Here is a 25461-nt window from a genome sequence, read left to right as displayed (position 1 = left end):
CCGGGCGAACAGAGCACCCTCGCGCGCCTGCTGACGTTCGCCTGCCGCATCGGCCCGATCGCCACCGGGGGGCGCCCTGTGGCCAGCATCCCGGCCGCAAGCACGACGGCCGCGCCTGAAGTCCTAAACCCGCGCGGCCCGGCGCAGCGCCTGGGGTGGCTGGCCGAAGGCGCGCAGGAAGGCGCGGCGCATGCGTTCAGGGTCGCCAAATCCGGCGGCCTCGGCGACGCGGTCGATGGGCTCATGCCCGGCTTCGACCCGCACGCGGGCGGCCTCCAGGCGCAGCCGCTCCACCGCCTTGGCGGGCGTCAGCCCGGTTTCCGCCAGGAAGGCGCGGGCGAAGTGGCGCGGGCTCATGGCGGCCCTGTCGGCCAGCCGCTCGACGCTCAGGCGCTCGGCGAGCCGCTCGCGCGCCCAGTCCATCAGCTCGGCGAACCGGCCATTCACCCCGCCCATCTCCAGCAGCGCGGAGAACTGCGACTGGCCGCCCGGCCGACGGTGGTGCACGACAAGCTGCTGGGCTGTGCGCCGGGCGATCTCGGACCCGAGGTCATCCTCGATGAGCGCCAGCGCCAGGTCGATGCCCGCGGTGATCCCGGCCGAGGTCCAGACCTCGCCCTGGCGCACGAAGATCCGGTCCGGCTCCGTGCGGATCTTCGGATAGCGCCGCGCGAACTGTTCGCAGCTTCCCCAGTGGGTGGTCACCCGCTTGCCGTCCAGCAGCCCCGCCTCGGCCAGCAGATAGGCGCCCGTGCAGATGCTGGCCGTGCGCCGCGCCTCGACCGATCGGCGTCGCAGCCAGGCGATCGTCTCGGCCAGCTCCGTGAACCGCCGCGTCCCGATGCCGCCAGAGACCAGCAACGTATCGCAGGCGTCGTCGTCGAGCGGCCCGGCCAGCATGCGCACGCCCGCCGAACTGGCGACGTCGCCGCCGCCCTGCGCGAGCACCTCCAGCGCATAGGCTCCGGGCGACAGCCGCCCGGCGATCTCGAAGGCGGCGATGGGGCCGGTGGCGTCCAGGATCTGGAAATCCGGAAAGATCACCACAGCGATCCGGCGCGTCATGTCGGTATCCGAGGGAAAAATGTCATTTAAGACAAACCCTAGCCTTGCGACGATCACCGCGTCAAATGCCCGGAGCGCCCCGAATGTCCAAGTTCACCATCGTCTTCCCGCTCTATCCGAACGTGACCCACCTGGATTTCACCGGTCCGCATCAGGTGCTCAGCCGCGCCCCGGACAGCGAGGTGGTCGTGGCGTCTCTGGGCGGCGTCGATGTGGCCGCCGAGGGCCTGGTGTTTAGCGGCCTGCGCGACCTGGCGGCGATCGGCCGCTGCGACCTGATCTGCGTGCCGGGCGGCCTGGGCGCCACTGAGACGATGCTCGATGAGGTCTTCATGAGCGAGATTCGTCGGCTGGGCGCGGGCGCACGCTACCTGACCTCGGTCTGCACCGGATCGCTGATCCTGGCGGCGGCGGGGTTTCTGACCGGCAGGCGAGCCGCCTGTCATTGGGCGTGGCGCCAGTTGCTGGAACCCTTTGGCGCCATCGTCGACACCGGTCGCGTGGTCCGTGACGGCGACATCATCACCGGCGGCGGGGTGACCGCGGGCCTGGATTTCGCCTTTACCGTCCTGGCCGAACTGGCGGGCGAGGCGCATGCGCAGGAGGTCCAGCTCGGCCTGGAGTACGCGCCGCAGCCGCCGTTCAACGCCGGGCGCCCGGAGCTGGCCCCGCCCCGGGTTCTGGAAGCCTACCAAAGCCGCATGGCCGGCCTGATCGCCGGACGCCGCGCGGCGGCGGCGGAAGCTGCGAGGCGGTTGCGGGCGCGGTAGCGGCGCCCACCCCATCACCATGGCGCGATGCGGCGCTTTCGCCAGACCGCGCCCGGCCACTGGGCCGCCCTGATCGGCGCCGCGTTTGGCGGTGACGCCTTGCCTTAGGCCGCGAGCCGGGCGAGCTTTCGGCCATTGGGCAAAAAGACATTTGGAGAAACGGTCATGATTGCGCCCCGCATCAATTCCGACGGCCGGCTGAAAGGCCGCAACGCGCTGATCACCGGCGCCAGTCGCGGCATCGGTGAAGCCATCGCCGCGCGGCTGGCCATGGAAGGCGCGAATGTGGTGGTTTCCGCGCGCACCGCGGAAGCTGGCGAGAGCCGGCTGTCGGGCACCCTGCACGAGACCGTCGACCGGATCGTCCGCGCCGGCGGCCAGGCGACCTTCATCAAGGCCGACCTGGCCCAGGCTGTCGAACGCGAGCGGCTGGTGGAGGCGGCGCAGGCCGCCTACGGCCCGATCGACATCCTGGTGAACAACGCCGCGATCACCTATTTCATCCCCGTCGCCGGCTTCCCGGAGAAGCGCTTCAAGCTGATGATGGAGGTGCAGGTCTATGCGCCGTTCCACCTGTGCCAGCTGGTCCTGCCGTCGATGCGCGCGCGCAAGCAGGGCTGGATCGTCAACATCTCCTCCGGCGCCGGCCTGCATCCCAAACAGCCCTACAGCGGGCGCGCGGGCGGCGCGGTCTATGGCATGTGCAAGGCCGCGCTGGAGCGCTTCACCACCGGCCTGGCGTCGGAGGTCTATGACGATGGCGTCGCGGTGAACGCGGTCTCTCCGGGCCTGGTCGACACCCCCGGCGTCGCCGTCCACGGGCTGATCACCGAGGCCAACAAGGATCGCGTGCAGCCGATCAAATATATCGCCGAGGCGGTCTATCGCCTGGCGTCGGGCGACCCCAAGGTGCTCACCGGGACCATCGCCTATGCCGAGCCGTTCCTGAAGGACCAGGGCGTCGAACCGGCGGAACTGGTCTAGGGGCGAAGCCCATGACCCTGGTCGAGGCCGCAAAGGCCGTCGGGGTGGCGCTTGCCGTGCTGGCGTTGAACCTGCTGCTGACCACCGGCATGATCTTCATCTACGCCAAGCTGATCGCGCCGGGACGCAGCGACGCCTTCTATCAGGCCGCGGCGCCCCACATCGCAGCCTGGTCGGCTCCGGTCGGCGGCGGCTTGCTGATGTTCGCCGCCATGAGCTGGCTTGGACGCCGGCGCGCGGTCCGCCAGGCCTACGCCTTCGCCGCCGCTCTCTGGATCGGCTATCTGGTTTTCGATGCGGGCAGTGGCGCGGCCATGGGCGGGGTCAGGGACCTTGTCTCGTGGCAAATGGCGGTCTCGATGTTCACAGCTCTCTCCGGCGCGCTGGCCGGCGTCGCACTCTCACGCGCGGGAACGCCCCGCCAGGATACCCCCACATGATCGAACAGACCGTCGAGCTCGCCACCCGTGACGGGGCGACCACCACCTTCATCGTCCATCCGGAACGCGAAGGACCGCATCCCATCGTGCTGTTCTTCATGGATGCGCCTGCGATCCGCGAGGAGCTGCGCGACATGGCCCGCAGGATCGCCGCGGTCGGCTACTATGTGATGCTGCCCAACCTCTACTATCGGCGCGGCGTGCTGGAACTGGCGGACCTGCCGGCGCTGCCGGAGGCTGAGGCGCGGGCGCGGATGTTCGACCTGATGAGCTCGATCACCATCCCCAAGATCATGGCCGACGGCGACGCCCTGCTGGATTTCGCCGGTCGCGACCCGGCCGCCGGCAAGGGGCCGGTCGCCACGCTCGGCTACTGCATGAGCGGCCAGTACGCGATCAACTTCGCCGCCCGCCATCCGGACCGGGTCTCCGCGGCCGCCTCGATCTATGGCGTGCAGCTGGTCACCGACCAGTCCGACAGCCCGCATCTGGCGGCGCAGAAAGCAAAGGCCGAGCTCTATTTCGCCTGCGCCGAGCACGATACCTGGGCGCCGCGGGAGATGGTCGAGGCCCTGGATCAGTCGGTGAAGGCCAACAAGGTCAACGCCGAGGTCGAGCTCTATGCCGGCGTCCATCACGGCTTTGCCTTCCCCCAGCGCGGTGCGGTCTACGACAAGCCGGCCGCCGAGCGACACTGGGAGCGGCTGTTCGCGCTCTGGCGGCGGCGGCTGGGATAGAGCCCTTCGCACGAAGGTCGGCTCTGCCTGCGCGGCGATGGCTCAAGATATGGCCGCCGCTTTTTTCTACCCGACGCAGGATGAACCTTAGCTGCCGGGCGGCGTTCAGGAGGGGCTCGGGCCGCGTGAGACAGCGCGGGATCCTGAGCAAGGAGCCCAACATGAAACGTCTTCTCACCGCCGCCCTGGCGCTAACCCTGCTCGCCGGCCCTGCCGCCCTGGCGGAGCCCGGCCGTCACGACGGCCAGGGAGGCAATGACCAGGGGGGCAACGGCCAGCAGGGCCATGACCAGCAGCGCAATGACCAACGCGGCAATGGCCAGCGAGGCGGTGACCATCGCGGCAATGACCAGCAGGGCCGGAACCAGGGCGGTTACGATCAACAGGGAAACGACCAGTCCCGCTATGCGCACGCGCGAAATGACCAGCGCTGGGCGCAACATCGCTGGGCGCGCGGCGAACGCCTGCCGTCCGACTACTATCGAACGCGCACCTACTATGTGGACTATCGCAGCCATCACCTGCGCCGTCCGCCTTACGGCTACCAGTGGGTGCGGGTCGACAATAACTACGCCCTCATGGCCCTCGCCACCGGCTTGATCTCGCAGCTGATCTACGGCCGCTGAGGTCGAGACGGCCGGATCCCTCGCCCTACGTGGGGCGGAGGCGGCGGCTATTTCGGCCGCTGGGCGACGATTGGCGGTATCCAGCCGGGCTCCAGCGCCTTGCGCGGATGGGACGCGGTGACCATGCCCAGGAAGGGTGGGGCGATTTCGTAGCCGAGCAGGATCTGCGCGGGGCGCGACATCTCGCGTACCCGCGCCTTGGGGACCGACAGCCAGAAATTCTCCTGGGGCCGCGCCCAGGGCTCGCAATACTGATTGGTGAAAGCCATCCGCGGCCGGTCGGTGACGTTCGCGCCGCCCCGGTGCAACAGAGTGCCGGCGAAGACCAGGGCCGAGCCCGCCGGAACTTCCATCGGGACCAGCAGGTCTTCGATCTCGGCCATGTCGTTGGGCCTGCCGGGCGCGCCGGGCTCGCCCCACAGATGGCTGCCGGGGATCAACTCGGTCGCGCCGTTGGCCTTGGTGAAGTCGTCGATGGCGCCGATTAGGCTGATTCCGATCGGCGGGCGTGGGCGCGGCTGGCGATAGAAGCCGTCATCGGAATGGATGTCCTGCGCCGTCTCGCCGGGGTTGAGCGAGATCGAGTGGCTGGCGGACAGCAGGAAATTGGGCTGCAGGAACCTCCCGACCAGGGCCAGGATCCGCGGATCGGCGGCAATGTCCTCGAACACCTTCGCCCGCGCGACGAGCGTATAGACCCGCTCGGTCTTGAACCCCTCGAAGTCGTTGCGTCCGTGGTGGGTCTCGAGCAGCGGCTGCAACGCCTCGCGGAACGCGGCGATACTCTGGGCGCCCAGGAAATTCTCGATCACCGTGAAGCCCTGGTCGCGCATCCGGGTCGCGTGGGCGTCGGCGTCGAACCGGTTGGTTGGTTTATCCATCTCGCGTGGCCTCCCGTTCCCATTGTAGCATGAACCCGATCCGAGCCAGGAGCCGCCCGCCATGACCCCGCCGCTGAACATCCGCCGCGTCTCCGGCGCGCTCGGCGCGGAAATCTCCGGCGTCGATCTGAGCCAGGACCTGCCGGACACCACGATCGCGGCGATCCGCCAGGCGCTGATCGATCATCAGGTGATCTTCTTTCGTGACCAGGCGCTGACGCCGCAGCGCCAGACGGCGTTCGGCGCGCGGTTCGGTCCGCTGAATATCCATCCCTACGTCACCGGCATGGCCGACCATCCGGCGGTGATGGAGGTGGTCAAGGAGCCGCAGGACAGGATCAATTTCGGCGGCGGCTGGCACTCCGACATGAGTTTCCTTGAGAGCCCGGCCATCGGTTCGATCCTCTACGCCGTGGAGACGCCCGAGTTCGGCGGCGACACCCTGTTCGCCAGCCAGGCGGCGGCGTTCGAGGCCCTGTCGCCGGGCTTGCGGAGTACGCTCGAGACCCTGAACGCCGTCCATTCCGCGGCGCGGGAATACTCCGCCGAGGGGCATTCGGCGCGGAAGCGCAAGTCCATGACCATTGCCGAGGCCGACGGGCTGGTGGGCGAATATGTCCACCCGATGGTGCTCGTGCACCCGGAGAGCGGCCGAAAGGCGCTCTATGTGAACCCAGCCTTCACCCTGCGCATCGAGGGCTGGAAGACGCGCGAGTCCATGGCGCTGCTGAGCTACCTGTTCGAGCATTGCCGCTATGAGGGGTTCACCACGCGGTTTTCGTGGGCGCCCGGCTCGGTGGCCTTCTGGGACAACCGCTCGGTCTGGCATTTCGCGCTAAACGACTATGCCGGACAGCGCCGGCACATGCGCCGCGTCACCGTCGATCCGTGGCCGGCCGAGGCCGCGAGCCCCGCGAGCCGAGCGGCCGAGACCGTCAGCTGACGCCCAGCCGACGCAATACCCCACGCGCGGCCGCTGCGCCGGTGGCGAAGCTCGCCTGCAGGAGGTAGCCGCCGGTCGGGGCCTCCCAGTCCAGCATCTCCCCGGCCACGAACACGCCGGGGCGGGCGAGCAGCATCAGGTCCTCATCGACCGCGCTCAACGCCACGCCGCCGGCGGTGGAGATCGCGCGGTCGATCGGCCGCATGGCGGTGAGCGTCAGCGGCGCGCCCTTGATCGCCGTGGCCATCGCCGCCGGGTCGGCCGGCAAGTCCTTGCCGTGCGACTCGCGCAGCAGATTGGTCTCCAGCGGGGTGAGATGCAGGGCCTTGCGCAGGCGGTTGGCCGTCGATTGGCTGGCCGGCTGCAGGGCGATCTTCGCGGCCAGCAGGTCGGCGCCGGCGTCGGGTCTGAGGTCGATCCAGAGGCGTGCCGACCCGTCCTTCGCAATGGCCTCGCGGAGCGCCGCCGACAGGGCGTAGATCGCACCGCCCTCCAGCCCGTGGCGGGTGACCATGGCCTCGCCCCGCACCCGGACCCGGCCGAAGGTGATGGCCACGCCCTTCAGCGGCTCGCCCGCGAAGCGGTCGCGCAGGATGTCGCTCCAGGCGACGTCGAAGCCGGCGTTGGCGGGTTGCAGCGGGACGACCGCGACACCGGCCTTCCCGAGGACGCTGGCCCAGGCGCCGTTGGACCCCAGCTTCGGCCAGCTCGCCCCGCCCAGCGCCAGGACCGTGGCGTCCGGCGCGACGGCGATCTTGCCCTGCGGCGTCGTGAAGCCAAGCTGGCCCTTGGCGTCCCAGCCGGTCCAGTCGTGGCGCGGGCGGAACGCGACGCCGAGCCCCTGCAGACGCGCCAGCCAGGCGCGGAGCAGGGGAGACGCCTTCAGCGCCTTGGGGAAGACCCGGCCGGACGAGCCGACGAAGGTGGTCTGTCCCAGTCCCTGGGCCCAGGCGACCACGGCCTGCGGTGGAAAGGCGTCGATGGCGGGGGCCAGCCATCCGGCGGCGGCGCCATAGCGCGCCAGGAACGGCTCGATAGGTTCGGAGTGGGTCAGGTTCAGTCCGCCGCGCCCGGCCATCAGTAGCTTGCGGCCGACAGACGGCATGCGGTCGTAGACGGTGACCGCGCAGCCGGCCTGGGCCAGCACCTCGGCGGCCATCAGTCCCGCCGGCCCGCCCCCGACGACGGCGACGGCGACGTCGGCGGTGTTCAAGCCGCCTGCCGGAAGCTGTCGACGACGGCGGCGACCCAGCTCTTCAAGGCGTCCTTTCGCTCGGCTGTGGTCACGCCGTGGCGCACCAGCAGCAGATCCAGCTCGGGCACGCAGACGGTGTATTGCCCCTCGTATCCGTTGGCCGAGAACGAGCCGGGACCGGCGATGTCCAGCCACCAGTGGGCGCCATAGCCGCCGTCAGCCTGGGCGCCCGGCTGTTGAAAGGTCGGCGTCCGCGCATAGTCGACCCAGCCCTGCGGCAGCAGGCGGCGGCCCTCCCAGATCCCGTCACGCAGATAGAGCAGACCGAAGCGGGCGAAGTCGCGCGCCGTGGCGTAGCAGAAGGACGAGCCGATAAAGGTTCCCGCCGCATCGAACTTCGGGATCGGGCTGGTCATGCCCAGAGGCTCGAACAGCCGGCTTCGCATGAACGCCTCGAAGCCCGGCCCCTCAAGGCCAAGCGCGCGGGCCAGCGCCCGGACGACGATATTGGTCGCGCCGCTGGAATAGTAGAACGCGCTGTCGGGCGCCTGCGCCAGCGGCTGGCTGGCGGCGAAGGCGGCCACGTCTGTCTGGCCCGCGCCGAACAGCATGGCGATCACGTCGGACGGCCGGTCGGGCAGGTATTCCTCGACCCATTGCAAGCCGCTCGACATGCGCAGCAGCTGGTCCAGGGTGATCGCGCCGCGCGGATCGCCGGGCGTGCGCCATTCGGGAACGTCGGCGCGAGCCTGGATGTCGAGCCGGCCGTCGGCCACCGCCAGCCCCACCAGGGCGTGGGTGATGCTCTTGGCCATCGACCAGGACGGATAGGTGTTCTCCGGCCCGAAGCCGGCGTTATAGCGCTCGTGGATCAGGCGGCCGCCCTGGACGATCACCACCGCGTGGGTTTCGCCGAGGCCGGGGGTCTCGGGGCCGTCGAACGCCTCGTCCATCAGGCGGGCGAAGGGTGTCCGCGCCAGTCCGGCGGGCTGACCGCCTTGCGACCACGCCACGGTCGGCCAGGGCGCGCCATCGGGCTGCGACGGCAGTTTCGGAAGGAACATGGAATGTGGCGCCCTCAAGATGCGAAGCTCCTGGCATATCTCACCCGGAGACAGGCTGCAGCCTCGGATTTTCCACCCCGCGGCCTTGGCGCATCGACCGCGGTCCCCTAAGCCTTGCGGCCACACGTCGCCAGGAGTTCGCCCGTGCTCAACCGTCGCAACGTCCTTCTCACCGCCGGCGCGTCGGTCGCGCTGGCCGCGGCCGCCCCGGCGCCCGGCGCGCGTGCCGCCGAGGCCCAGCTGACCACGGCGCTCGACGACTTCTTCGCCCAGTCGCTCGACGAAAATCCGGAACTGGCCACCTCGCTGGGCCTCGACACCGGCGTGCGGGCGGCGTCGAAATCCCTGCTGCACAAGAGCTCGCTGGCCGACGTGGCGCGCTACAAGCGCGAGACCTCGGAGAACCTCGCGCGGCTCCGCGCCGTCCCACGCCAGCCGCTGACCGGCATGCCGGCGGTGAACTACGATTCCGTGCTCTACGACCTGCAAAGTCAGGATCGCATCGGCAAGCGCTTTGCCTACGGCTCGGGAACCGCGCCCTATGTGCTGAGCCAGATCGACGGCGCCTACAGCTACATCCCCGACTTCCTGGCCAGCCAGCACACCATCGAGAGCGCCGCCGACTGCGAAGCCTATGTGGCCCGCCTGGGAGAGTTCGCGCGGCTGATGGACGACGAGCTGGAGCGCGCACGACACGACGTGGGGCTCGGCGTGATCGCGCCTGACTTCGCCATCGCCGGCGCGCTCGCCCAGATGAAGGTCCTGCATGCGCCGCCGGAGCAGTCGAGCCTGATCTCAGCCCTGGTGGACCGCGCCAGGGCCAGGGGCATCGCCGGCGACTGGGCGGGGCGGGCGACCGCGGTCTACACCGCCAAGGTGCTGCCGGCGCTGGAGCGGCAGATGGCATTGCTGGAAAACCTCAGGCCCAAGGCCGTGCACGACGCCGGCGTCTGGCGCCTGCCCGGCGGCGAGGAATTCTATGCGATGGCGCTCCAGATCCAGACGACCACCACGCTGACTCCCGCCGAGGTCCACAGGATCGGCCTGGAGGTCACCGCCGAGCTCTCCGCCCGCGCCGACGTGCTGTTCAGGAAGATCGGCATGAGCCAGGGGACGGTCGGCCAGCGCTACAGCGCGCTGTTCAAGGACCCGAAGTATATCTACCCCAACACCGACGCCGGAAAAGCCAAGGAAATCGAGGATCTCAACCTGCTGGTTCAGGCGATGCAGAAGCGACTGCCACAGTATTTCGGGGTGTTGCCGAAGACCCCGCTGGAGATCCGGCGGATCCCGGCGGCCACCGAAGCCGGCGCCTCGACCCACTATACCGACGGCAGCCTCGATGGGACCCGGCCCGGGATCTACTGGCTGAACCTGCGCGACACTGGCGAGGCGCCTTACTGGGATATGCCGACAACCACCTTCCACGAGGGCATTCCGGGTCATCACCTGCAGCTGACGCTGCAGAAGCAGGCCGACCTGCCGATGCTGCGCAAGGCGGGCGGGTTCGGGGCCTATATCGAGGGCTGGGCGCTCTATTCCGAGCAGCTGGCCCAGGAGATGGGGGTCTACGCCACCGACCCCGCGGGCGAACTCGGCTATATCCACGACGCGCTGCTAAGGTCCGGCCGGCTGGTGGTCGACACCGGCCTGCACGCCCTGCGCTGGAGCCGCGAAAAGGCGGTCGAGACGCTGAGCGGCATCGAGGGCGACCCCATCGCGCTCGCCGGCCAGGAGATCGAGCGCTACAGCGTCAATCCCGGCCAGGCCTGCAGCTATATGGTCGGCAAGCTGACCATCCTGCGGCTGCGCGCCAAGGCCAAGGCCGCGCTGGGCGCCCGGTTCGACATCCGCCAGTTCCACGACGCCGTGCTGCTCGCCGGCTCCATGCCGCTGACCGTGCTGGAACACGCCGTCGACAACTATATCGCCGCACGTAAAACCTAAGAATACGCGGACAGGGATTAGAAAATCATGAGCAATCTTGATCGACGAGGGTTTCTCGTCACGAGCGCCGGGATGGCGCTACTGACCGCCGCGCCCGCCCTGGCCCAGGCCGGATCGGAGGACGCCAGGCTGCGCGCCAAGCTCGACGCCATGTTCGAGAGCCTGGTCGACGACAGTCCCGGGCGCGCCACCGGCCTCGGCCTCGATGTCGGCAAACGCGCGGCGCTGAAGTCCAGGCTGGACGACAACTCCGCGGCCGCCAAGGCGCGCCGGCTGGAGCGCGCGCGGCAATGGGCGAAGGACTTGGGAGCCATCGACCGCGCGAAGCTCTCGCCAGCGTCGAAGGTCGACCTGGACGTGGTGCTGTACCAGCAGACCCAGGCGGTCACCAACGGCGACAAGTGGAAGTTCGGCGACGTCGGCGGCAATTTCCGACCCTATGTGATCAGCCAGCAGTCGGGCGCCTATCAGGAGATCCCCGACTTCCTGGACAGCCAGCACAAGGTCGCCACGATCGAGGACGCCGAGGCCTATCTGGCGCGCCTGCACGACTTCGTGCGCGCCATGGACGAGGATCTGGGCCGCCAGAAAGCCGACGCGGCCATGGGCGCGATCCCCGCGTCGTTCATATGCGACCTGTCGATCGGCCAGATGAAGGCGCTACGCGACCAGCCGGCGGCGGCGACGATCCTGGTGACCTCGCTCGTCCGCAAGGCCAAGGCCGCCAACCTCGCCGGCGACTGGGAGGGCCGCGCGACGAGGATCGTCAGCGGGGAGATCTTCCCTGCGCTGGACCGCCAGATCGCCGCCATGCAGGCGATCAGGGCCCAGTCCAGGCCCGACGTCGGCGCCTGGTCGTTGCCGGACGGCGAGGCCTATTACGCCGACGCGGTGAAGGCCTCGACCACCACCGACTACACGCCGCAGCAGGTCCACCAGCTGGGCCTGGACCAGGTCGCCGAGATCTCCGGGCGGATCGACGCGATCCTCAGGGCGCGCGGCCTGAGCCAGGGCTCCGTGGGGGCGCGGCTGATGGCGTTGAACACCCAGCCCGATCAGGTGTTTTCGGCCAATGACGAGGGCCGCGCGCGGATGCTGGCCTTGCTCAACACCCACATCGCCGAGGTCTACAAGCTGCTGCCCAAAGCCTTCCGCACCCTGCCCAAGGCGAGTGTCGAGGTGCGCCGGGTGCCGGTGTTCATCCAGGACGGCGCGGCCAACGGCTACTACAACTCCGCGGCGCTCGACGGCTCGCGGCCGGCGGCCTTCTACATCAACCTGAAGGAAACGGCGGACTGGCCGCGCTACAACCTGTGGACGCTGGCGCACCACGAGACGGTTCCCGGCCACCACCTGCAGATCGCCCTGGCGCAGGAATCCACCCAGATCCCGATCCTGCGGCGCACCTTCGGCGGGTTCTCGGCCTTCTCGGAGGGCTGGGCGCTCTATGCCGAACAGTTGGCCCAGGAACTGGGGGCCAACGACGCCGACCCGTTGGGCGAGGTGGGCTACCTTCAGTCCCTGCTGTTCCGCGCCGCGCGGCTGGTCACAGACACCGGCATCCACGCCAAGCGCTGGACCCGCGAGCAGGCGACGACCTACATGGTCGAGACCATCGGTAACACCAGGACCCGCGCCCAGCGCGAGGTGGAGCGCTATTTCGCCGGCCCGGGCCAGGCCAACAGCTACAAGGTCGGCCACACCGTCTGGGCCAAGGTCCGCGCCGACGCCAAGGCGAAGCTGGGACCGAAGTTCGACCTGCGAGCCTATCACGACGCGGTGCTGCTCTCCGGCTCGATGCCGCTGACCGTGCTGGAGCGGCATGTGGCGGAGTGGGTCGCGACGCAGGTCTAACAGGCTCTGGACCGCTACTGACATGATGCTGTCAGCAAGGCGGGCGCAGTCTGCCGGTCAACGCCCGTCAACGGGCCGAACCTTGAAGGAACGCGGCATGTCGAACGAACTGGTCTTCTACACCAACCCGATGTCGCGCGGCCGCATCGTGCGCTGGATGCTCGAGGAGGTCGGCCAGCCCTACCGCACCGAAATCCTCGACTATGAGACAACGCTGAAGGGCGCAGACTATCTGGCGATCAACCCGATGGGCAAGATCCCGGCCCTGACCCACAAGGGCGCGGTGGTCACCGAATGCGCGGCGATCTGCGCCTATCTGGCCGACGCCTTCCCGCAGGCCGGCCTCGCGCCGCCCTTGACCGAGCGGGCCGACTATTATCGCTGGCTGTTCTTCGCCGCCGGGCCTGTGGAGGCCGCCGTCACCGCCAAGAGCCTGGGCTTCGAGCCCACCGCCGAACAGCAGCGGATGGCCGGATTTGGCAGCCTCGCCCATGTGACGGATGCGCTGGAAGGCGCCCTGAAGACCCGCGACTTCATCGCCGGCGGCCGGTTCAGCGCCGCGGATGTCTACGTCGGCTCGCAGATCGGCTGGGGCATGCAGTTCAATTCCATCGAGAAGCGCCCGGCCTTCACGGCCTATTGGGAGAGGCTCTTCAACCGTCCCGCCAGCGCGCGTGCGCGCGCGATCGACGACGCCCTGTTGCCCCCACAGCCGCAGCCGGCCTAGGCTCACACGGCCAAGCCTGGGGAGGGTTTTCGCCGTGAAGTTCACGATCCAGTCGGTCGCTGCGGCCGTCGCCGTGCTGCTGGCGGAACAGCCGTCGCTGGCCCAGGAGCGGCCGGCCGACAAGATGGCCGGTATGGTCATGTCGGGGCCGATGAGCCTGGGCCTGCCGCTCTCGCCGATGCCCAGCGTCTACGCCGGCCAGGCCGACAAGCTCGGAGCCCCGGTGTTCCGGGGCCTGGGCTCGCACCACATGGCGATCTCGACCCGGGTTCCGCGCACCCAGGCCTTCTTCGACCAGGGTGTGAACCTGTTGTTCGGGTTCAACCACGCCGAGGCGATCCGCTCGTTCCGCGAGGCGGCGAGGCTGGATCCAGGCTGCGCCATGTGCTGGTGGGGGATGGCGCAGGCGCTGGGACCGAACATCAACCTGCCAATGCCGCCCGACGCCGTCGCTCCCGCCTGGCAGGCGTTGCAGCACGCCAAGGCCCTGGCGTCCAAGGCCTCGCCCCGGGAACAGGCCTGGATCGCGGCCCTCTCCGCGCGATATTCCAGCGACCCCAAGGCCGACCGCCACGCGCTGGACGAGGCCTGGGCCCAGGCCATGGGCAAGCTCTGGCGCGACCACCCCGAGGACCTGGACGCGGCGACCTTCTACGCCGAGGCGATGATGGACACCCAGCCCTGGGACTACTGGCAGGCTGACGGGGTCGCGCCCAAGGGCCACGGCGGCGATATCGTCGCGACGCTGGAGACGGTCATCCGCCAGGCGCCGGAGCACGCCGGGGCGCTGCATCTCTATATCCACGCCGTGGAGGCCTCGACCACGCCGGAGCGGGCCGAGCACGCCGCTGATGTGCTGCTGAAACTGATGCCGCGGGCCGGCCACATCGTCCACATGCCCAGCCACATCTACTATCGCGTGGGACGCTACGCCGACGCCGCGCGGGTCAACGAACTCGCCGCCCGGGTGGACGAGGGCTACATCGCTTCGTGCCGGGCGCAGGGTTTCTATCCGGCCGGCTACTACGGCCACAACATCCATTTCCTGTGGACCTCGGCGGAGATGCAGGGGCGCTACCGGACGGCCATCGACGCCGCGCGGCGGCTGGTCAGGGCGGTGGACGCCGAGACGCTGGCCCGGCAATTGCCGATGGCCGAGCTCTACGCCTTCACCCCGGTCGCCACCCAGTTGCGGTTCGGCAAGTGGCAGGCGGTGCTGGCCGAGCGCCGGCCGCCGCAGGGTCTGATCCTCGACCGGGCCATCTCGTACTACGCCCGCGGCTTCGCCTACGCCAACACCGGGGACCAGGCCAGGGCCCGCACCGACGCCGCCAACCTCGCCGCGCTCCTCAAGGGCGACTTCGGAAGGTACGAGGCCTCCGGCGTGCCGGCCAAGCCGATGGCGCAGCTGGCGCTGGCCCTGCTGGACGCCGAGATTGCGCGGACCTCCGGGGACCTCGCGGGCGCAGTGGCGAAGTTCCAGGCCGCCCAGGCGCTGGAGCTAGCGCTGCCCTATACCGAGCCACCCTACTGGCATCAGCCCACCAGCCATTTCCTGGGCGCGGCCCTGCTGCAGGCCGGGCGGCCCGCCGAGGCCGAGGCCGTCTACCTCCAGAGCCTGAAGACCTACCGCGACGATGGCTGGGCGCTGGCCGGTCTGGTCCGGGCGCTCGACGGCCAGGGCAAGACAGTGGAGGCGGCCAACGCGCGCAAGGCCCTGGCCGACGCCTGGCGGATGAGCGACACGCCTCTGGAGACGTCGAGGCTTTAGCGCGCTAGGCATCGGATCGCGGGCCGCCGCTGCGGTGATCACCCCTCGCGGCGCCCTGGCCTCGCGCCACGGCCTGGCCTAAGCAGCCTGAGGACCGGAGGGGACGCCATGACGCTCGCAGGCTGGACCGTGGCCCTGTTTCTCTGTCTGGCGCCGGCGGCCGGCGCCAGTGTCGGCTTTCAGACCGCCAGCATCGCGGTGGCCGGCGACCGGCCGCTGCGGGTCGGCATCTGGTATCCCAGCGACGCCGCCGAGGCGCCCACGCCACTGGCGCTGTCGATGCAGATCGTGGCCCCCGACGCGGCCATGGCCGGGAGCCGCCACCCGCTGATCGTCATCTCGCACGGAACAGGCGGGTCGTTCGCCGACCACTTCGACACCGCCCAGGCGTTGGCGCGAGCCGGGTTCATCGTGGTGGCGGTGTCGCACACCGGCGACACCTATGATGATCGCAGTCGCGCCCTGCGGATCACCGAACGGTCGGGGCAGCTGGTCCGGACGATCGACTACATGACCACCGAATGGCGCGACCATGGGGCGGTCGACGCCCGGCGCATCGGCGCCTTCGGATTCTCATCCGGCGGCTTTACGGTGCTGTCGCTGATCGGCGGCGAGCCGGACATGGCCTTGGTCGCCCCGCACTGTCGCGAGCATCCGGCCTATTTCGACTGTCAGCTGACGCCGACGATGGGGGCGGTCGCGCCCACGGTCCCGGCGCCCGTGGCCCATGACCGGCGGGTGCGCGCCGCCGTGGTCGCCGCCCCGGCGGTGGGCTTCAGCTTCGCGCCTTCGGGACTGGCGAAGGTGCGCATCCCGGTGCAGCTATGGCGCGCGGAGGCCGACACGATCCTGCCCAATCCGCTCTACGCCGAGGCGGTGCGCGGCCTGTTGCCCCGACGGCCCGAGTATCACGTGGTCCCGGGCGCCGATCACTTCGACTTCCTGCCGCCCTGCAGCGACGGCCTGAAGGCGGCGGCTCCGCAGATCTGTGGCAGCCACATCGACCGCGCGGCCTTCCACGCGACCTTCAACGCGCAGGTCGTACGGTTCTTCCGGGCGACGCTCCGTTAGCGCGGGGCCATCCGGATCGCGCCGTCCAGGCGGACATCCTCGCCGTTGAAATAGCCGTTGGTGATCATGGTCAGCGCCAGCTGGGCGTATTCCTGAGGCAGGCCGAGGCGCTTGGGGAACGGCACCGAGGCGGCCAGCGCCTCCTTCACCTGCGGCGGGGCGCCGTTCATCAACGGTGTCTCGAAGATGCCGGGCAGGATGGTGTTCACCCGGATGCCGTCGCCGGCCAGATCGCGGGCGATGGGCAGGGTCATGCCGACCACGCCGCCCTTGGACGCCGAATAGGCGGCCTGGCCCATCTGGCCGTCCTCCGCCGCCACCGAGGCGGTGTTGACGATGGCCCCGCGCTCGCCCTCGATCGGCTCCAGGTCCAGCATGCCCTTGGCCGACTTGGCGATGCAGCGGAAGGTGCCGACCAGGTTGATCTGGATGATCAGGTTGAAGGCTTCCAGCGGGAAGTGCTTGGTCTCGCCGGTCTGCTTATCGCGGCTGGCGGTCTTGGCGGCGTTGCCGGTGCCGGCGCAGTTGACCAGCACGCGCTCCTGGCCGTGGGCGGCGCGAGCCTTGGCGAAGGCGGCGTCGACCTCCGCGTCGGAGGTGACGTTGACCTTGCAGAAGATCCCGCCGATCTCCTTGGCGACGGCCTCGCCCTTGGCCTCGTTCATGTCGAAGATGGCGACCTTGACGCCGTGGGCGGCGAGCGCGCGGACGGTGGCCTCGCCGAGACCCGAGGCGCCGCCGGTGACGACCGCGGACACCGATGAATTCAGTTGCATGGACGCTGGGCTCCCGATCCCGCTATCATTGTTGCCGTACCAGCGAGGCTTTAGCCTGATGAGCGCGCGCGAAAAAGCGTCACCCGACGTCAACGGCGAGTTCGACCCGCATCGCGCCCTTGCGCCTGAACGCGCGCTGGTCCCCTCGGTGGCGCGGCTGAACGAACAGCGGGTGGCGCGCGGGCTGTGGCCGAAGATCCGCCGCGTCGCCGCCCACGCGCCCTTTGCCGCCGACGCGCTGGCCGTCTGGTTCTGCGCGCGCGACGAGGCGACGCCGGTCGCGGCCAAGGGGATGATGTTCGCCGCCCTGGCCTATTTCGTCTCCCCGCTCGACGCGGTCCCCGATTTCCTCGCCGGCGTCGGCTACACCGACGACGCGGCGGTGTTCATGGCCATGCTGGCCCTGGTCGGCCGCCATCTGAAGCCCCGCCATCGCGAGGCGGCGCGCGCCGAGATCGAGCGGCTGCGCGACCGCTGAGCCAAGGTTCAGCGCCGCGCCAGCTGCATTTCGCGCCAGGTGATGAACAGGGTCGAGACGACGACCACCCCCGCCCCGGCCAGGGTCCAGGGCCCCGGAACCTCGTGGAACAGCAGGAACCCGGCGCCGGCGGTGAACACCAGCCGGACATAGTCGATCGGCGCCATGGCCGCGGCGTCGCCGATCTGCATGCCCTTGATGTAGCAGGCCTGGGTGGCGGTCCCGAGCGCGCCCATCAGGCACAGGAGGCCAAGATCGGCGGGATGCGGCCAGCGCCAGGTCAGGGCCGCGCCGGGGATCGCGAAGATCAGGCCCAGCGTCGCGGCCCAGACCAGCAGCACGGTCGGCGAATGATCCCGGGTCATCACCTTCATGCCGGTGACGGTAAGCGCGAACAGAAAGGACGAGGCCAGCATGGCCAGCGCCGGCAGGCCGATGGGAAAGCCGCCGCTGGACCCGGGGCGGACCATCAGCAGCACGCCGGCGAACCCCACCAGGGCCGCGGCGATCCGCAGCGGCCCGATCTTCTCGCGCACCACGAAGGCCGCCAGCGGCACCAGCCAGAGCGTGCGGGTGAACGACAGCGCGTTGGCGTCGGCCAGCGGCATCTTCTGGAACGCATAGAACGACAGGATCAGGCCGACGGTGCCGGCGCTGGAGCGGAAGAACAGGATCCAAGGCCGGGTCGTGGCGTAGACCGCGCGGCCACGGATCAGGATGATCGGCAGCAGGATCACGAAGCCGGCCGCCTGGCGGTAGAAGGTCTGCAGGGCCGCCGGGTAGTCATTGCCCAGGTATTTCACCAGCGTGGTCATCACGCTGAAGGCCAGCGCCGACGCCAGCATCCACAGGGCGCCGCGCACATTGGGCGCCAGCCCCGGGTGGCGCTCGGCGATGTCGATGGCGTCGATGGGCTCGTCGGTCATTGTCCCGCCATGTCACGCTCCAGGTCACCGCTAACCGACCGTAGAAGGCCCGGGTTAGCGGCTCAACTGGCGATCGGGCGGCGATCAGGCGGCGGCGGGACGCGCCCCGTCGCGAACGCCGGCGGGGATGGCGTCGTAGATCGTCGGCGGCGTCAGCTTCAGCCGCCGCCGCGCGCTGTCCAGCGGTTCGGCCATCAGCCGCTCATAGTCCTCCGCGAGCAGCCACCTGGCCGCCCGGCCGCGCCGGTACCCCTGCCAGATGGCCCGGCGTACTGGATAGACCGAGGCTCCGGTGCGGAAGGCGGCGCCGAACGCGATCAGCGCCCAGCCCAGGCCGCCGGTCTGGGCATAGGAGAAGCCCACCAGGCAGGCCTCGCCCAGCGCATCGCGGTGGTAGCCGGAGAGGATGTGCCAGATGTCGTGGACGTCGCGGGTGCGCCGGCCCATCCAGGCGTAGGGATGCGGCTCGTCGATCGCCGTCTCACCCTGCCGGCTGATCTCGGCGAGGCCGTCGGCGGACAGCTGTTCGGCGCGGATGAAGCCGCGGTAGGCGGCGCCGACGCTGCCCGGCGGCAGGGCGTCCAGCCAGGCGTCGTCCATCAGCCGCCTGGCGAATTCCGACCGCTCATAGGCGATGCGGCCACCCTGCGGCGTGGCCAGCAGCCGGTCATAGTTGCGCGCGGTCGAGGTCCCGTTCAGCGCGCGCATGATCTCGAAGACCGCGTTGGTGTCCTCCTTGTCGGCGAGCAGGCGGCTCAGCGACCGCAGCGCCTGCCGCCAGTTCAGCTTCGGCCGGGTCGCGCGAAAGGCGGGGCGGGCGGCGGTGTCGATCAGGGCCACAGGGTAACTCCCAAGTCTTGCCGACAAAGATGACGCCTGCGTCAACTTTATGCAAGGGGTTTGATCGAGCTGGCGAAGCGTATGACAACGCGACATGCCGACCTTGCGCAAACGTTCCGTCCAGCTGTCCGGCCACGCCACCTCGATCGCGCTCGAGCCGGAATTCTGGGCGGTGCTGGAGGCGATGGCCGCGTCCGAACACCTGAGCCTCGCCCGGCTGATAGGCCGCATCGACGACGCGCGCGCCGGCCGCCCCCTGGCCTCGGCCTGCCGGGTGGCGGCGCTGGGTTTCGCCGGACAATGGCGGGATCCGGCGACGCGTTAGGCTCAGGCCGTCGCGTATTCCGCGATCAGCAGTTGGGCCGGGATCGACCATTCCCGGCTGAGAGTCCGGATCATGGGCAGAGTCAGCGGACGTTTGCGGCTGAGGATTTCGGTCGCGCGGCTCTGGCCAAGCAGAGCCGCCAGATCGGCCCTCGAGCGGCCATTCATCCGCATCTCCGCGGCGATGACCGAAACCGGGTCGAGATTTTCAGCCGGCTTGATCGCGCTGGCTTCATAGGCGTCGATGAGGACCGCCCAGTCATCGAGACAGCGGGCCTCCTCGGGGCTCGCGGGCTCCCAGAGCCGGCTGACCTCGGCCTTGGCGATGCCGAGTTCCGTCTCGTTGTGGATCGGTCGTGGCTCCATCGTCGCCTCCTAAAGGTTGCTCGCAGTCAGGGCATCGATCCGATCATATTGCGCGTGCGTCCCGAGCCATTTCACCCACACGATCCCGGCCCTGAACTGAATCGCGCAGATCATCCGGTAGTCGCCGCCGGACACCTCGAACCGCACCCGCTCCGCGTTTAGCGCCTTCGCCTTCGACCAACGCCGGCAGACATCATCCATCGATCGCCACTGCGCCATGCGGGCGACTTCGAGCCAAAGCCGCAGCGCCGCTTCCGTCTCCGGGTGGCGCCGCCAGAAAGCCTGCAAGGAGCTTTGGGCGATGATCCGCACGCCAAAAAATGCTAGCATTTCCCGTCGCGGGAAACAACTATCGGCTTGGCTTAGACGCGCACCCGCTGGAATCAGGCGCCGATGTGCTACATATGTTCTGATGTCCCTGTCCGACTCCCCAACCCCATTTTCCCCCGACCCAGCCCCGCTGCGCGTCAGCGACCTGGCCCGCGCCGATGCGCGGCCGGCCGACTATCTCGAGGGCCTGAATCCGGAGCAGCGGACAGCGGTGGAGGCGACTGAGGGGCCGGTGCTGGTGCTGGCTGGCGCGGGGACCGGCAAGACCCGGGTGTTGACCACGCGGCTGGCGCACATCCTGGCCACCGGCAAGGCGCGGCCGTGGGAACTGCTGGTGGTCACCTTCACCAACAAGGCGGCGCGCGAGATGCGCGAGCGGATCACCCACATCATCGGACCGCAGGCCGAGGGCCTGCGCTGGCTTGGCACCTTTCATTCGGTGGCCGCCCAGATCCTGCGCCGCCACGCCGAACTTGTTGGTTTGAAGTCGAACTATACGATCATCGACCAGGACGATGTCGAACGACTGTTGAAACAGGTGCTGGAGGCGGAGAACGTCGACGCCAAGCGCTGGCCGGCCAAGATGCTCGCCGGCCTGATTGACCAGTGGAAGAACCGCGGCTGGCGTCCCGACCAGGTGCCGCCGGCCGAAAGCGCGCACTTCGCCAACAACAAAGGTCAGGTGCTCTACCGCATGTATCAGGAGCGGCTGCGGGTGCTGAACGCCTGCGATTTCGGCGACCTGCTGCTGCACAACCTGACGATCTTCACCTCCAGCCCCGACGTGCTGGCCGAGTTCCACGACCGGTTCCGCTATCTGCTGGTCGACGAATACCAGGACACCAACGTCGCCCAGTACCTGTGGCTGCGGCTGCTGGCCCAGAAGCGCCAGAACGTCTGCTGCGTCGGCGACGACGACCAGTCGATCTATGGCTGGCGCGGCGCCGAGGTGGACAACATTCTGCGCTTCGAGCGGGATTTCCCAGGCGCCAAGGTGATCCGGCTGGAGCGCAACTATCGCTCCACCCGCCACATCCTGGCCGCCGCCTCGGGCCTGATCGCCGCCAACAAGAGCCGGCTCGGCAAGACCCTGTGGACCCAGGACGAAGGCGGCGAGAAGGTCGTCGTGCGCGGCGTCTGGGACGGCGAGGCCGAGAGCCGGCTGATCGCCGACGAGATCGAGCGGGCGAAGAAGGGGTCCACGGACAAGGACGCCCGCAAGTACCGCGACATCGCCATCCTGGTGCGCGCCTCGTTCCAGATGCGGGCGTTCGAGGAACGGTTCGTGCTGTTGCAGATCCCCTACACCGTGGTCGGCGGGCCCCGGTTCTTCGAGCGCGCGGAGATCCGCGACGCCCACGCCTACCTGCGGCTGATCCAGTCGCCGGACGACGACCTGGCCTTCGAGCGGATCGTCAATACGCCCAAGCGCGGCATCGGCGAGACCACGGTCGCCAAGCTGTTGCAGGTCGCCCGGCTGGGCGGGGTCACCGCGGTGACGGCCGCGCGCCAGCTGGTGGCCACCGACGAGCTCGCCGCGCGCACCCGGACCTCGCTGTCAGGCTTCCTGCGCGATCTCGACCGCTGGCGGGCCGAGGCCGAGCGCACGCCTCACCCGCGCATCCTGGAGGCGGTGCTGGAGGAGAGCGGCTACACCGACGCATTGCGCCTCGACAAGAGCCCCACCGCCCAGACCCGGCTGGAGAACCTCAAGGAACTGGTCCAGTCGATGGGCAGTTTCGAGACCCTCAGCGCCTATCTGGAACACGTCGCCCTGGTCATGGACCTCGATCGCGGGCCGCAGGCTGACGCGGTGCAGATCATGACCCTGCACTCGGCCAAGGGCCTGGAGTTCCCGCTGGTCTTCCTGCCGGGCTGGGAAGACGGCGTCTTTCCCTCGCAACGGAGCATGGATGAGCAGGGCGACAAAGGGCTCGAGGAGGAACGCCGGCTGGCCTACGTCGGCATCACCCGGGCCCGCGAGGAGGCCCGCATCTCGTTTGCCGCCAACCGCCAGGTCTATGGCCGCTGGACCAGCCAGCTGCCGTCGCGCTTCGTCGACGAACTGCCGCTGGCCAACGTCGAGGCGTCGTCGGAGACCGGCTACTACGGGGGCGGCCCCGGCATGCAGCAGCACGGCAGCCGCTGGGACGAGAGCCCGTCGTTCGGCGGCGGCTACGCCTCGCCGGGGTGGAAACGCGCCCAGGCCGCCGGCTACAAGGGCAGCCATCCGGGCCGGCAAGCTGTGATCGAGGGCGAGGGCCGGCTGGTCGCCACCTCGGCCGACAGCGCCGCCAGCGACTTCAAGCGCGGCGAGCGGGTGTTCCACCTGAAGTTCGGCTATGGCGCCGTCACCGCCGTCGAGGGCAACAAGCTCACCGTGGCCTTCGAGAAGGCCGGCGAGAAGAAGGTGATCGACAGTTTCGTCGAGAAGGGGTGACCTTCCCGTTCCCCATGCCCGGCGGACACCGCAATTCGCCCGCCCTCTGCCAGGAGCGCCCCATGCCCGACCACCTGAACGCCGAAGCCATCCGTGCCGCGCAAGGAGTGCTGGACGCCTTCATGACCGCCTTCAACGCCCGCGACGTGACGGCGTTCGAGGCGACCTTCAACTTTCCCAGCGTGCGGCTGGCCAGCCAGGGTCTGGTGATCCTCAAGGCCGGCGACATGACCGCCGAGCGGTTCACCACCGGGGCGCTGGCCGAATGGGACCGGTCCGCCTGGGACCGCCGCGAGGTGATCCACGCCGGGTCCGACAAGGTGCACATCGACACCCGCTTTACCCGCTATCGCAAGGACGGCTCGGTGATCGGCGGCTTCGATTCCATCTATGTGGTCACCCGCCAGGACGGCCACTGGGGCGTCAAGATCAGGTCCAGCTTCGCGCCGTGAACGGCGGGGCAGCCACGGAGTTGTGGATGAGGATCGCAAATATAGTCATGGGAGAGCGCACAGGGTTATCTCGTCTCGATCATTCCGATGCGCAGCACCCTCATCCTCGATGACGATCTGCTCGCGGCGCGAGAGCTCACGGGTCTGCACCGGACCTCGGCGATCGTCGACGCCGCCCTGACAGCGCTGGTCGAGCGGGAGGCCGCGCGGCGATTGGCGCGGCTGGGCGGTAGCGAGCCATGGGTCGAGGAACCGCCTCGGCGCCGATGAGGCGTCGAAGACAATCCTGCACGCCCCACCCTGTGACCCCCGTCACGCCGCGAATCCCCGTCGTGGCCGCAAATTCCCACCTGTCCGCCGACCGGCGCCGTTCATGCTGCGGACAGGGAACCTGTGCTGTTTTCGTCCCTAAGCGAGACAACAGGCCAGCCGCTCAGACTCCGGTTCATGGTGAACCGGCGGGGGCGGTCCAAAGACCTGGGCTGAGGAATTTGAGGGTTTATCGCATGTCACCGTCTCTCAGTGTGGTTGCCGACAACGATCTAGCCGCCCGAGTAGAAACCGTCGGCGAGCGCGTCCGCCGGCTGCAGGCCGAGGCCCGCCAGCTGGCCAAGGATCACGTGCGCTCGCTGTCCGCCGCGATCCTCGGCGCCGAGGCCCTCGCGGCCGACATCGCCGGCGGCGGCGAGGCCTATCCGCCCGGCATCCGCGACCTGGCCCGGCGCTTCGCCGAGGACGTGCGGGCTCGCGTCCAGACCCTGGACGCCATCAACGCGCGCCAATAGGGCGGGGTTCTAGCCGACGAGGTCGGCGTAGTCCTTGCTGCGCTTGAGCCAGGCCGCCGCGTAGGGGCAGATCGGGGTGAGGCGCAGGCCCTTGGCTCTCGCGTCGGCGGCCAGGCCGGCCATCAGCCGGCCGGCGGCGCCCGTGCCGCGCAGGGCCTGCGGGCTCTCGACATGGTCGATGTAGAGGCGCCGGCCGTCGCGGCGATAGTCGGCCCAGGACGTGTGGCCCTGCTCGTCCAGCTCGTAGCGGGCGCCGGTGTCGCGCAGCTCAGCTTGCGGTTCGGACATGGCAGGTCTCCTGGCGCCGGATCGCGTCCGGCCTCTGTCCCAAACTGGGGATCACCGTAAAGGATTCAAGACGAACGCGCCGGCGCTCGATCTTGCCAGGCTATCCCTCAGGCCAGCTCCACCGCCATGGCCGTGGCTTCGCCGCCGCCGATGCAGAGGGCCGCGACGCCGCGCCTGCCGCCGCGGGCTTCCAGGGCGGAGAGCAGGGTTGCCAGGATGCGCGCGCCGGATGCGCCGATCGGGTGGCCGAGCGCACAGGCGCCGCCGTTGACGTTGAGCTTCCCTCGGTCGTTCTCCAGGTCGCGCTCGGCGATCATGGCGACCACGGCGAAAGCCTCGTTGACCTCGAACAGGTCGACGTCGGCCACCGACCAGCCGGCGCGGGCCAGGCATTTGCGGATCGCCGGAACCGGCGCGGTGGTGAACAGCCCCGGCTCATGGGCATGGGCGGCGTGTCCCGCCACCCTCGCCACGATGGTCATGCCGAGCTTCCGGGCGACCGATTCCCGGGTCATGACCAGGGCCGCGGCGCCGTCGCTGATCGAGGACGCATTGGCGGCGGTGATCGTCCCATCTTTCGAGAAGGCCGGCTTCAGGGTGGGGATCTTGGCCGGGTCGGCCTTGGCGGGCTGCTCGTCGGTGTCGATGAGGATGGCGCCCTTGCGCGTGACCACCTCGAAGGGGACGATCTCGCGGGCGAAGGCGCCGCTCTCGCTGGCCGCCTTGGCGTTGGTCAGCGAGCGAATCGCGAACTCGTCCATGGCTTGGCGGGTGAACTGGTAGGACTTGGCGGTCTCCTCGGCGAAGGAGCCCATCAGCCGGCCGGGCTCATAGGCGTCCTCCAGGCCGTCCAGATACATGTGGTCAAACGCGGTGTCGTGGCCGATGCGGGCGCCGGCGCGGTGCTTGGTGAGCAGATAGGGGGCGTTGGACATGCTCTCCATCCCGCCCGCGACGATGACGTCCACAGAGCCGGCGGCGAGCGCATCGTGGGCCATGATTGCGGCCTGCATGCCCGAGCCGCACATCTTGTTGACGGTGGTGGCCTCGACCGAGGTGGGCAGGCCCGCGCCCAGCGCCGCCTGTCGCGCCGGCGCCTGGCCCAGGCCGGCGGGCAGCACGCAGCCCATGATGATCTGCTCGATGGCGGCGGGGTCGGCGCCGGAGCGCTCGACGGCGGCGCGCACGGCGGCGGCGCCGAGCTCGGTGGCCTTGAGGCCCGAGAGCGCGCCCTGGAAGCCGCCCATGGGCGTGCGGGCGTAGCTGGCGATGACGACGGGGTCGGAGGTCTGGGTCATGGGCGGGATATAGGCGCGGGCGGGCCGCCCGTCATCTTCACGCTGAGTGAGGCGTCAGGGCTGCCGCGTGGTGATGTCCGAAT

Annotated in this window: 28 protein-coding genes; 17 read left to right on the top strand and 11 right to left on the bottom strand. The window is 69.4% G+C overall.

The genetic code is table 11. From position 1 onward, the window contains the following. Nucleotides 1–123: 123 nt before the first annotated feature. A complete protein-coding gene (locus tag RMN86_RS13815; protein WP_309606434.1) occupies nucleotides 124–1065 on the bottom strand; it encodes a GlxA family transcriptional regulator in 942 nt (313 codons plus the stop codon). Nucleotides 1066–1148: 83 nt separating this feature from the next. Between RMN86_RS13815 and RMN86_RS13810 the strand changes: the two genes are divergently transcribed. The 5 genes from RMN86_RS13810 (at nucleotide 1149) to RMN86_RS13790 (ending at nucleotide 4622) form a co-directional block, all read left to right on the top strand. Beyond that, nucleotides 1149–1835: a DJ-1/PfpI family protein gene (locus RMN86_RS13810; RefSeq protein WP_309606433.1), complete on the top strand. Its 687-nt coding sequence runs from the start codon at nucleotides 1149–1151 to the stop codon at nucleotides 1833–1835. 165 nt (nucleotides 1836–2000) lie between these two features. Further along, nucleotides 2001–2819 carry an SDR family NAD(P)-dependent oxidoreductase gene (locus RMN86_RS13805; RefSeq protein WP_309606432.1) on the top strand — a complete coding sequence of 273 codons (819 nt, stop codon included), beginning with the start codon at nucleotides 2001–2003 and terminating at the stop codon, nucleotides 2817–2819. Between the two features lie 11 nt (nucleotides 2820–2830). Then, on the top strand, nucleotides 2831–3259 hold the full coding sequence (locus RMN86_RS13800; protein ID WP_309606431.1) for a hypothetical protein: 429 nt from the start codon (nucleotides 2831–2833) through the stop codon (nucleotides 3257–3259). Continuing rightward, complete coding sequence (locus RMN86_RS13795) at nucleotides 3256–3996, top strand: dienelactone hydrolase family protein (protein WP_309606430.1); 741 nt, start codon at nucleotides 3256–3258, stop codon at nucleotides 3994–3996. Before RMN86_RS13800 ends, RMN86_RS13795 begins: the two co-directional genes overlap by 4 nt. A gap of 161 nt (nucleotides 3997–4157) precedes the next feature. Further along, complete coding sequence (locus RMN86_RS13790; protein WP_309606429.1) at nucleotides 4158–4622, top strand: RcnB family protein; 465 nt, start codon at nucleotides 4158–4160, stop codon at nucleotides 4620–4622. 47 nt (nucleotides 4623–4669) lie between these two features. Here RMN86_RS13790 and RMN86_RS13785 read toward each other — a convergent pair whose 3' ends face one another. Next, nucleotides 4670–5503: a phytanoyl-CoA dioxygenase family protein gene (locus RMN86_RS13785; protein WP_309606428.1), complete on the bottom strand. Its 834-nt coding sequence runs from the start codon at nucleotides 5501–5503 to the stop codon at nucleotides 4670–4672. Nucleotides 5504–5564: 61 nt separating this feature from the next. Here RMN86_RS13785 and RMN86_RS13780 point away from each other — a divergent pair, with 61 nt between their 5' ends. Next, on the top strand, nucleotides 5565–6446 hold the full coding sequence (locus tag RMN86_RS13780; protein WP_309606427.1) for a TauD/TfdA family dioxygenase: 882 nt from the start codon (nucleotides 5565–5567) through the stop codon (nucleotides 6444–6446). Here the strand turns inward: RMN86_RS13780 and RMN86_RS13775 are convergent. After that, a complete protein-coding gene (locus RMN86_RS13775; protein ID WP_309606426.1) occupies nucleotides 6439–7659 on the bottom strand; it encodes a TIGR03862 family flavoprotein in 1221 nt (406 codons plus the stop codon). The genes RMN86_RS13780 and RMN86_RS13775 overlap by 8 nt on opposite strands. Beyond that, nucleotides 7656–8705, bottom strand: a complete 1050-nt coding sequence (locus RMN86_RS13770; protein ID WP_309606425.1) for a serine hydrolase — start codon at nucleotides 8703–8705, stop codon at nucleotides 7656–7658. Before RMN86_RS13770 ends, RMN86_RS13775 begins: the two co-directional genes overlap by 4 nt. A 144-nt stretch (nucleotides 8706–8849) precedes the next feature. Here RMN86_RS13770 and RMN86_RS13765 point away from each other — a divergent pair, with 144 nt between their 5' ends. The 5 genes from RMN86_RS13765 (at nucleotide 8850) to RMN86_RS13745 (ending at nucleotide 16075) form a co-directional block, all read left to right on the top strand. Beyond that, nucleotides 8850–10652 (top strand): DUF885 family protein, encoded by a 1803-nt coding sequence (locus RMN86_RS13765; RefSeq protein ID WP_309606424.1) that lies wholly within the window; start codon nucleotides 8850–8852, stop codon nucleotides 10650–10652. A 72-nt stretch (nucleotides 10653–10724) separates the two neighbouring features. Further along, a complete protein-coding gene (locus RMN86_RS13760) occupies nucleotides 10725–12506 on the top strand; it encodes a DUF885 family protein (protein WP_309606423.1) in 1782 nt (593 codons plus the stop codon). Between the two features lie 97 nt (nucleotides 12507–12603). Next, nucleotides 12604–13233, top strand: coding sequence for a glutathione S-transferase family protein (locus RMN86_RS13755; protein ID WP_309606422.1), 630 nt, complete (start codon nucleotides 12604–12606; stop codon nucleotides 13231–13233). Between the two features lie 34 nt (nucleotides 13234–13267). Next, on the top strand, nucleotides 13268–15004 hold the full coding sequence (locus RMN86_RS13750; RefSeq protein WP_309606421.1) for a hypothetical protein: 1737 nt from the start codon (nucleotides 13268–13270) through the stop codon (nucleotides 15002–15004). 108 nt (nucleotides 15005–15112) lie between these two features. Beyond that, nucleotides 15113–16075 (top strand): serine aminopeptidase domain-containing protein, encoded by a 963-nt coding sequence (locus RMN86_RS13745; protein WP_309606420.1) that lies wholly within the window; start codon nucleotides 15113–15115, stop codon nucleotides 16073–16075. Here the strand turns inward: RMN86_RS13745 and RMN86_RS13740 are convergent. After that, entirely contained in the window at nucleotides 16072–16851 is a 780-nt protein-coding gene (locus RMN86_RS13740) for an SDR family NAD(P)-dependent oxidoreductase (RefSeq protein WP_309606419.1), read from the bottom strand. The genes RMN86_RS13745 and RMN86_RS13740 overlap by 4 nt on opposite strands. A 58-nt stretch (nucleotides 16852–16909) precedes the next feature. Here RMN86_RS13740 and RMN86_RS13735 point away from each other — a divergent pair, with 58 nt between their 5' ends. Then, complete coding sequence (locus tag RMN86_RS13735) at nucleotides 16910–17329, top strand: YkvA family protein (protein ID WP_309606418.1); 420 nt, start codon at nucleotides 16910–16912, stop codon at nucleotides 17327–17329. Nucleotides 17330–17337: 8 nt separating this feature from the next. On the opposite strand, the gene RMN86_RS13730 is transcribed toward RMN86_RS13735, so the two are convergent. Continuing rightward, entirely contained in the window at nucleotides 17338–18255 is a 918-nt protein-coding gene (locus RMN86_RS13730) for a DMT family transporter (RefSeq protein ID WP_309606417.1), read from the bottom strand. 84 nt (nucleotides 18256–18339) lie between these two features. Then, nucleotides 18340–19095 (bottom strand): Coq4 family protein, encoded by a 756-nt coding sequence (locus tag RMN86_RS13725; RefSeq protein WP_309606415.1) that lies wholly within the window; start codon nucleotides 19093–19095, stop codon nucleotides 18340–18342. A gap of 94 nt (nucleotides 19096–19189) precedes the next feature. On the opposite strand from RMN86_RS13725, the gene RMN86_RS13720 reads away from it, so the two are divergent. Then, complete coding sequence (locus RMN86_RS13720) at nucleotides 19190–19420, top strand: ribbon-helix-helix domain-containing protein (protein ID WP_309606414.1); 231 nt, start codon at nucleotides 19190–19192, stop codon at nucleotides 19418–19420. Between the two features lie 2 nt (nucleotides 19421–19422). On the opposite strand, the gene RMN86_RS13715 is transcribed toward RMN86_RS13720, so the two are convergent. Continuing rightward, nucleotides 19423–19785, bottom strand: coding sequence for a transcriptional regulator (locus RMN86_RS13715; protein ID WP_309606413.1), 363 nt, complete (start codon nucleotides 19783–19785; stop codon nucleotides 19423–19425). 9 nt (nucleotides 19786–19794) lie between these two features. Beyond that, a complete protein-coding gene (locus tag RMN86_RS13710; protein WP_309606412.1) occupies nucleotides 19795–20097 on the bottom strand; it encodes a type II toxin-antitoxin system HigB family toxin in 303 nt (100 codons plus the stop codon). Nucleotides 20098–20197: 100 nt separating this feature from the next. Here RMN86_RS13710 and RMN86_RS13705 point away from each other — a divergent pair, with 100 nt between their 5' ends. The 4 genes from RMN86_RS13705 (at nucleotide 20198) to RMN86_RS13690 (ending at nucleotide 23792) form a co-directional block, all read left to right on the top strand. Further along, nucleotides 20198–22555: a UvrD-helicase domain-containing protein gene (locus RMN86_RS13705; RefSeq protein ID WP_309606411.1), complete on the top strand. Its 2358-nt coding sequence runs from the start codon at nucleotides 20198–20200 to the stop codon at nucleotides 22553–22555. A 62-nt stretch (nucleotides 22556–22617) separates the two neighbouring features. Beyond that, the gene (locus tag RMN86_RS13700) at nucleotides 22618–23007 is read left to right on the top strand and encodes a hypothetical protein (RefSeq protein WP_309606410.1); all 390 of its coding nucleotides are present in this window, start codon (nucleotides 22618–22620) and stop codon (nucleotides 23005–23007) included. 87 nt (nucleotides 23008–23094) lie between these two features. After that, nucleotides 23095–23277 carry a type II toxin-antitoxin system VapB family antitoxin gene (locus tag RMN86_RS13695; RefSeq protein WP_309606409.1) on the top strand — a complete coding sequence of 61 codons (183 nt, stop codon included), beginning with the start codon at nucleotides 23095–23097 and terminating at the stop codon, nucleotides 23275–23277. Nucleotides 23278–23513: 236 nt separating this feature from the next. Then, nucleotides 23514–23792, top strand: a complete 279-nt coding sequence (locus tag RMN86_RS13690; RefSeq protein ID WP_309606408.1) for a hypothetical protein — start codon at nucleotides 23514–23516, stop codon at nucleotides 23790–23792. 9 nt (nucleotides 23793–23801) lie between these two features. Here RMN86_RS13690 and RMN86_RS13685 read toward each other — a convergent pair whose 3' ends face one another. Together RMN86_RS13685 and RMN86_RS13680 are read right to left on the bottom strand one after the other, a co-directional pair. Beyond that, complete coding sequence (locus RMN86_RS13685) at nucleotides 23802–24080, bottom strand: GNAT family N-acetyltransferase (protein WP_309606407.1); 279 nt, start codon at nucleotides 24078–24080, stop codon at nucleotides 23802–23804. Between the two features lie 107 nt (nucleotides 24081–24187). After that, nucleotides 24188–25378: an acetyl-CoA C-acyltransferase gene (locus tag RMN86_RS13680; RefSeq protein WP_309606406.1), complete on the bottom strand. Its 1191-nt coding sequence runs from the start codon at nucleotides 25376–25378 to the stop codon at nucleotides 24188–24190. Nucleotides 25379–25461: the final 83 nt, after the last annotated feature.

Source organism: Phenylobacterium sp., from assembly GCF_031360265.1.
GTDB lineage: Bacteria > Pseudomonadota > Alphaproteobacteria > Caulobacterales > Caulobacteraceae > Phenylobacterium.
Note: the sequence above shows the minus strand (reverse complement) of the source record. Positions and strands in the feature narration are given on the sequence as shown.

Excerpts from the sequence above, each read along its gene's own strand:
- RMN86_RS13815 (WP_309606434.1), bottom strand. The coding sequence starts at position 1,065 with ATGACGCGCCGGATCGCTGTGGTGATCTTTCCGGATTTCCAGATCCTG.
- RMN86_RS13810 (WP_309606433.1), top strand. The coding sequence starts at position 1,149 with ATGTCCAAGTTCACCATCGTCTTCCCGCTCTATCCGAACGTGACCCAC.
- RMN86_RS13805 (WP_309606432.1), top strand. The coding sequence starts at position 2,001 with ATGATTGCGCCCCGCATCAATTCCGACGGCCGGCTGAAAGGCCGCAAC.
- RMN86_RS13800 (WP_309606431.1), top strand. The coding sequence starts at position 2,831 with ATGACCCTGGTCGAGGCCGCAAAGGCCGTCGGGGTGGCGCTTGCCGTG.
- RMN86_RS13795 (WP_309606430.1), top strand. The coding sequence starts at position 3,256 with ATGATCGAACAGACCGTCGAGCTCGCCACCCGTGACGGGGCGACCACC.
- RMN86_RS13790 (WP_309606429.1), top strand. The coding sequence starts at position 4,158 with ATGAAACGTCTTCTCACCGCCGCCCTGGCGCTAACCCTGCTCGCCGGC.
- RMN86_RS13785 (WP_309606428.1), bottom strand. The coding sequence starts at position 5,503 with ATGGATAAACCAACCAACCGGTTCGACGCCGACGCCCACGCGACCCGG.
- RMN86_RS13780 (WP_309606427.1), top strand. The coding sequence starts at position 5,565 with ATGACCCCGCCGCTGAACATCCGCCGCGTCTCCGGCGCGCTCGGCGCG.
- RMN86_RS13770 (WP_309606425.1), bottom strand. The coding sequence starts at position 8,705 with ATGTTCCTTCCGAAACTGCCGTCGCAGCCCGATGGCGCGCCCTGGCCG.
- RMN86_RS13760 (WP_309606423.1), top strand. The coding sequence starts at position 10,725 with ATGGCGCTACTGACCGCCGCGCCCGCCCTGGCCCAGGCCGGATCGGAG.
- RMN86_RS13755 (WP_309606422.1), top strand. The coding sequence starts at position 12,604 with ATGTCGAACGAACTGGTCTTCTACACCAACCCGATGTCGCGCGGCCGC.
- RMN86_RS13745 (WP_309606420.1), top strand. The coding sequence starts at position 15,113 with ATGACGCTCGCAGGCTGGACCGTGGCCCTGTTTCTCTGTCTGGCGCCG.
- RMN86_RS13740 (WP_309606419.1), bottom strand. The coding sequence starts at position 16,851 with ATGCAACTGAATTCATCGGTGTCCGCGGTCGTCACCGGCGGCGCCTCG.
- RMN86_RS13735 (WP_309606418.1), top strand. The coding sequence starts at position 16,910 with ATGAGCGCGCGCGAAAAAGCGTCACCCGACGTCAACGGCGAGTTCGAC.
- RMN86_RS13730 (WP_309606417.1), bottom strand. The coding sequence starts at position 18,255 with ATGACCGACGAGCCCATCGACGCCATCGACATCGCCGAGCGCCACCCG.
- RMN86_RS13720 (WP_309606414.1), top strand. The coding sequence starts at position 19,190 with ATGCCGACCTTGCGCAAACGTTCCGTCCAGCTGTCCGGCCACGCCACC.
- RMN86_RS13715 (WP_309606413.1), bottom strand. The coding sequence starts at position 19,785 with ATGGAGCCACGACCGATCCACAACGAGACGGAACTCGGCATCGCCAAG.
- RMN86_RS13705 (WP_309606411.1), top strand. The coding sequence starts at position 20,198 with ATGTCCCTGTCCGACTCCCCAACCCCATTTTCCCCCGACCCAGCCCCG.
- RMN86_RS13700 (WP_309606410.1), top strand. The coding sequence starts at position 22,618 with ATGCCCGACCACCTGAACGCCGAAGCCATCCGTGCCGCGCAAGGAGTG.
- RMN86_RS13695 (WP_309606409.1), top strand. The coding sequence starts at position 23,095 with ATGCGCAGCACCCTCATCCTCGATGACGATCTGCTCGCGGCGCGAGAG.
- RMN86_RS13690 (WP_309606408.1), top strand. The coding sequence starts at position 23,514 with ATGTCACCGTCTCTCAGTGTGGTTGCCGACAACGATCTAGCCGCCCGA.
- RMN86_RS13685 (WP_309606407.1), bottom strand. The coding sequence starts at position 24,080 with ATGTCCGAACCGCAAGCTGAGCTGCGCGACACCGGCGCCCGCTACGAG.
- RMN86_RS13680 (WP_309606406.1), bottom strand. The coding sequence starts at position 25,378 with ATGACCCAGACCTCCGACCCCGTCGTCATCGCCAGCTACGCCCGCACG.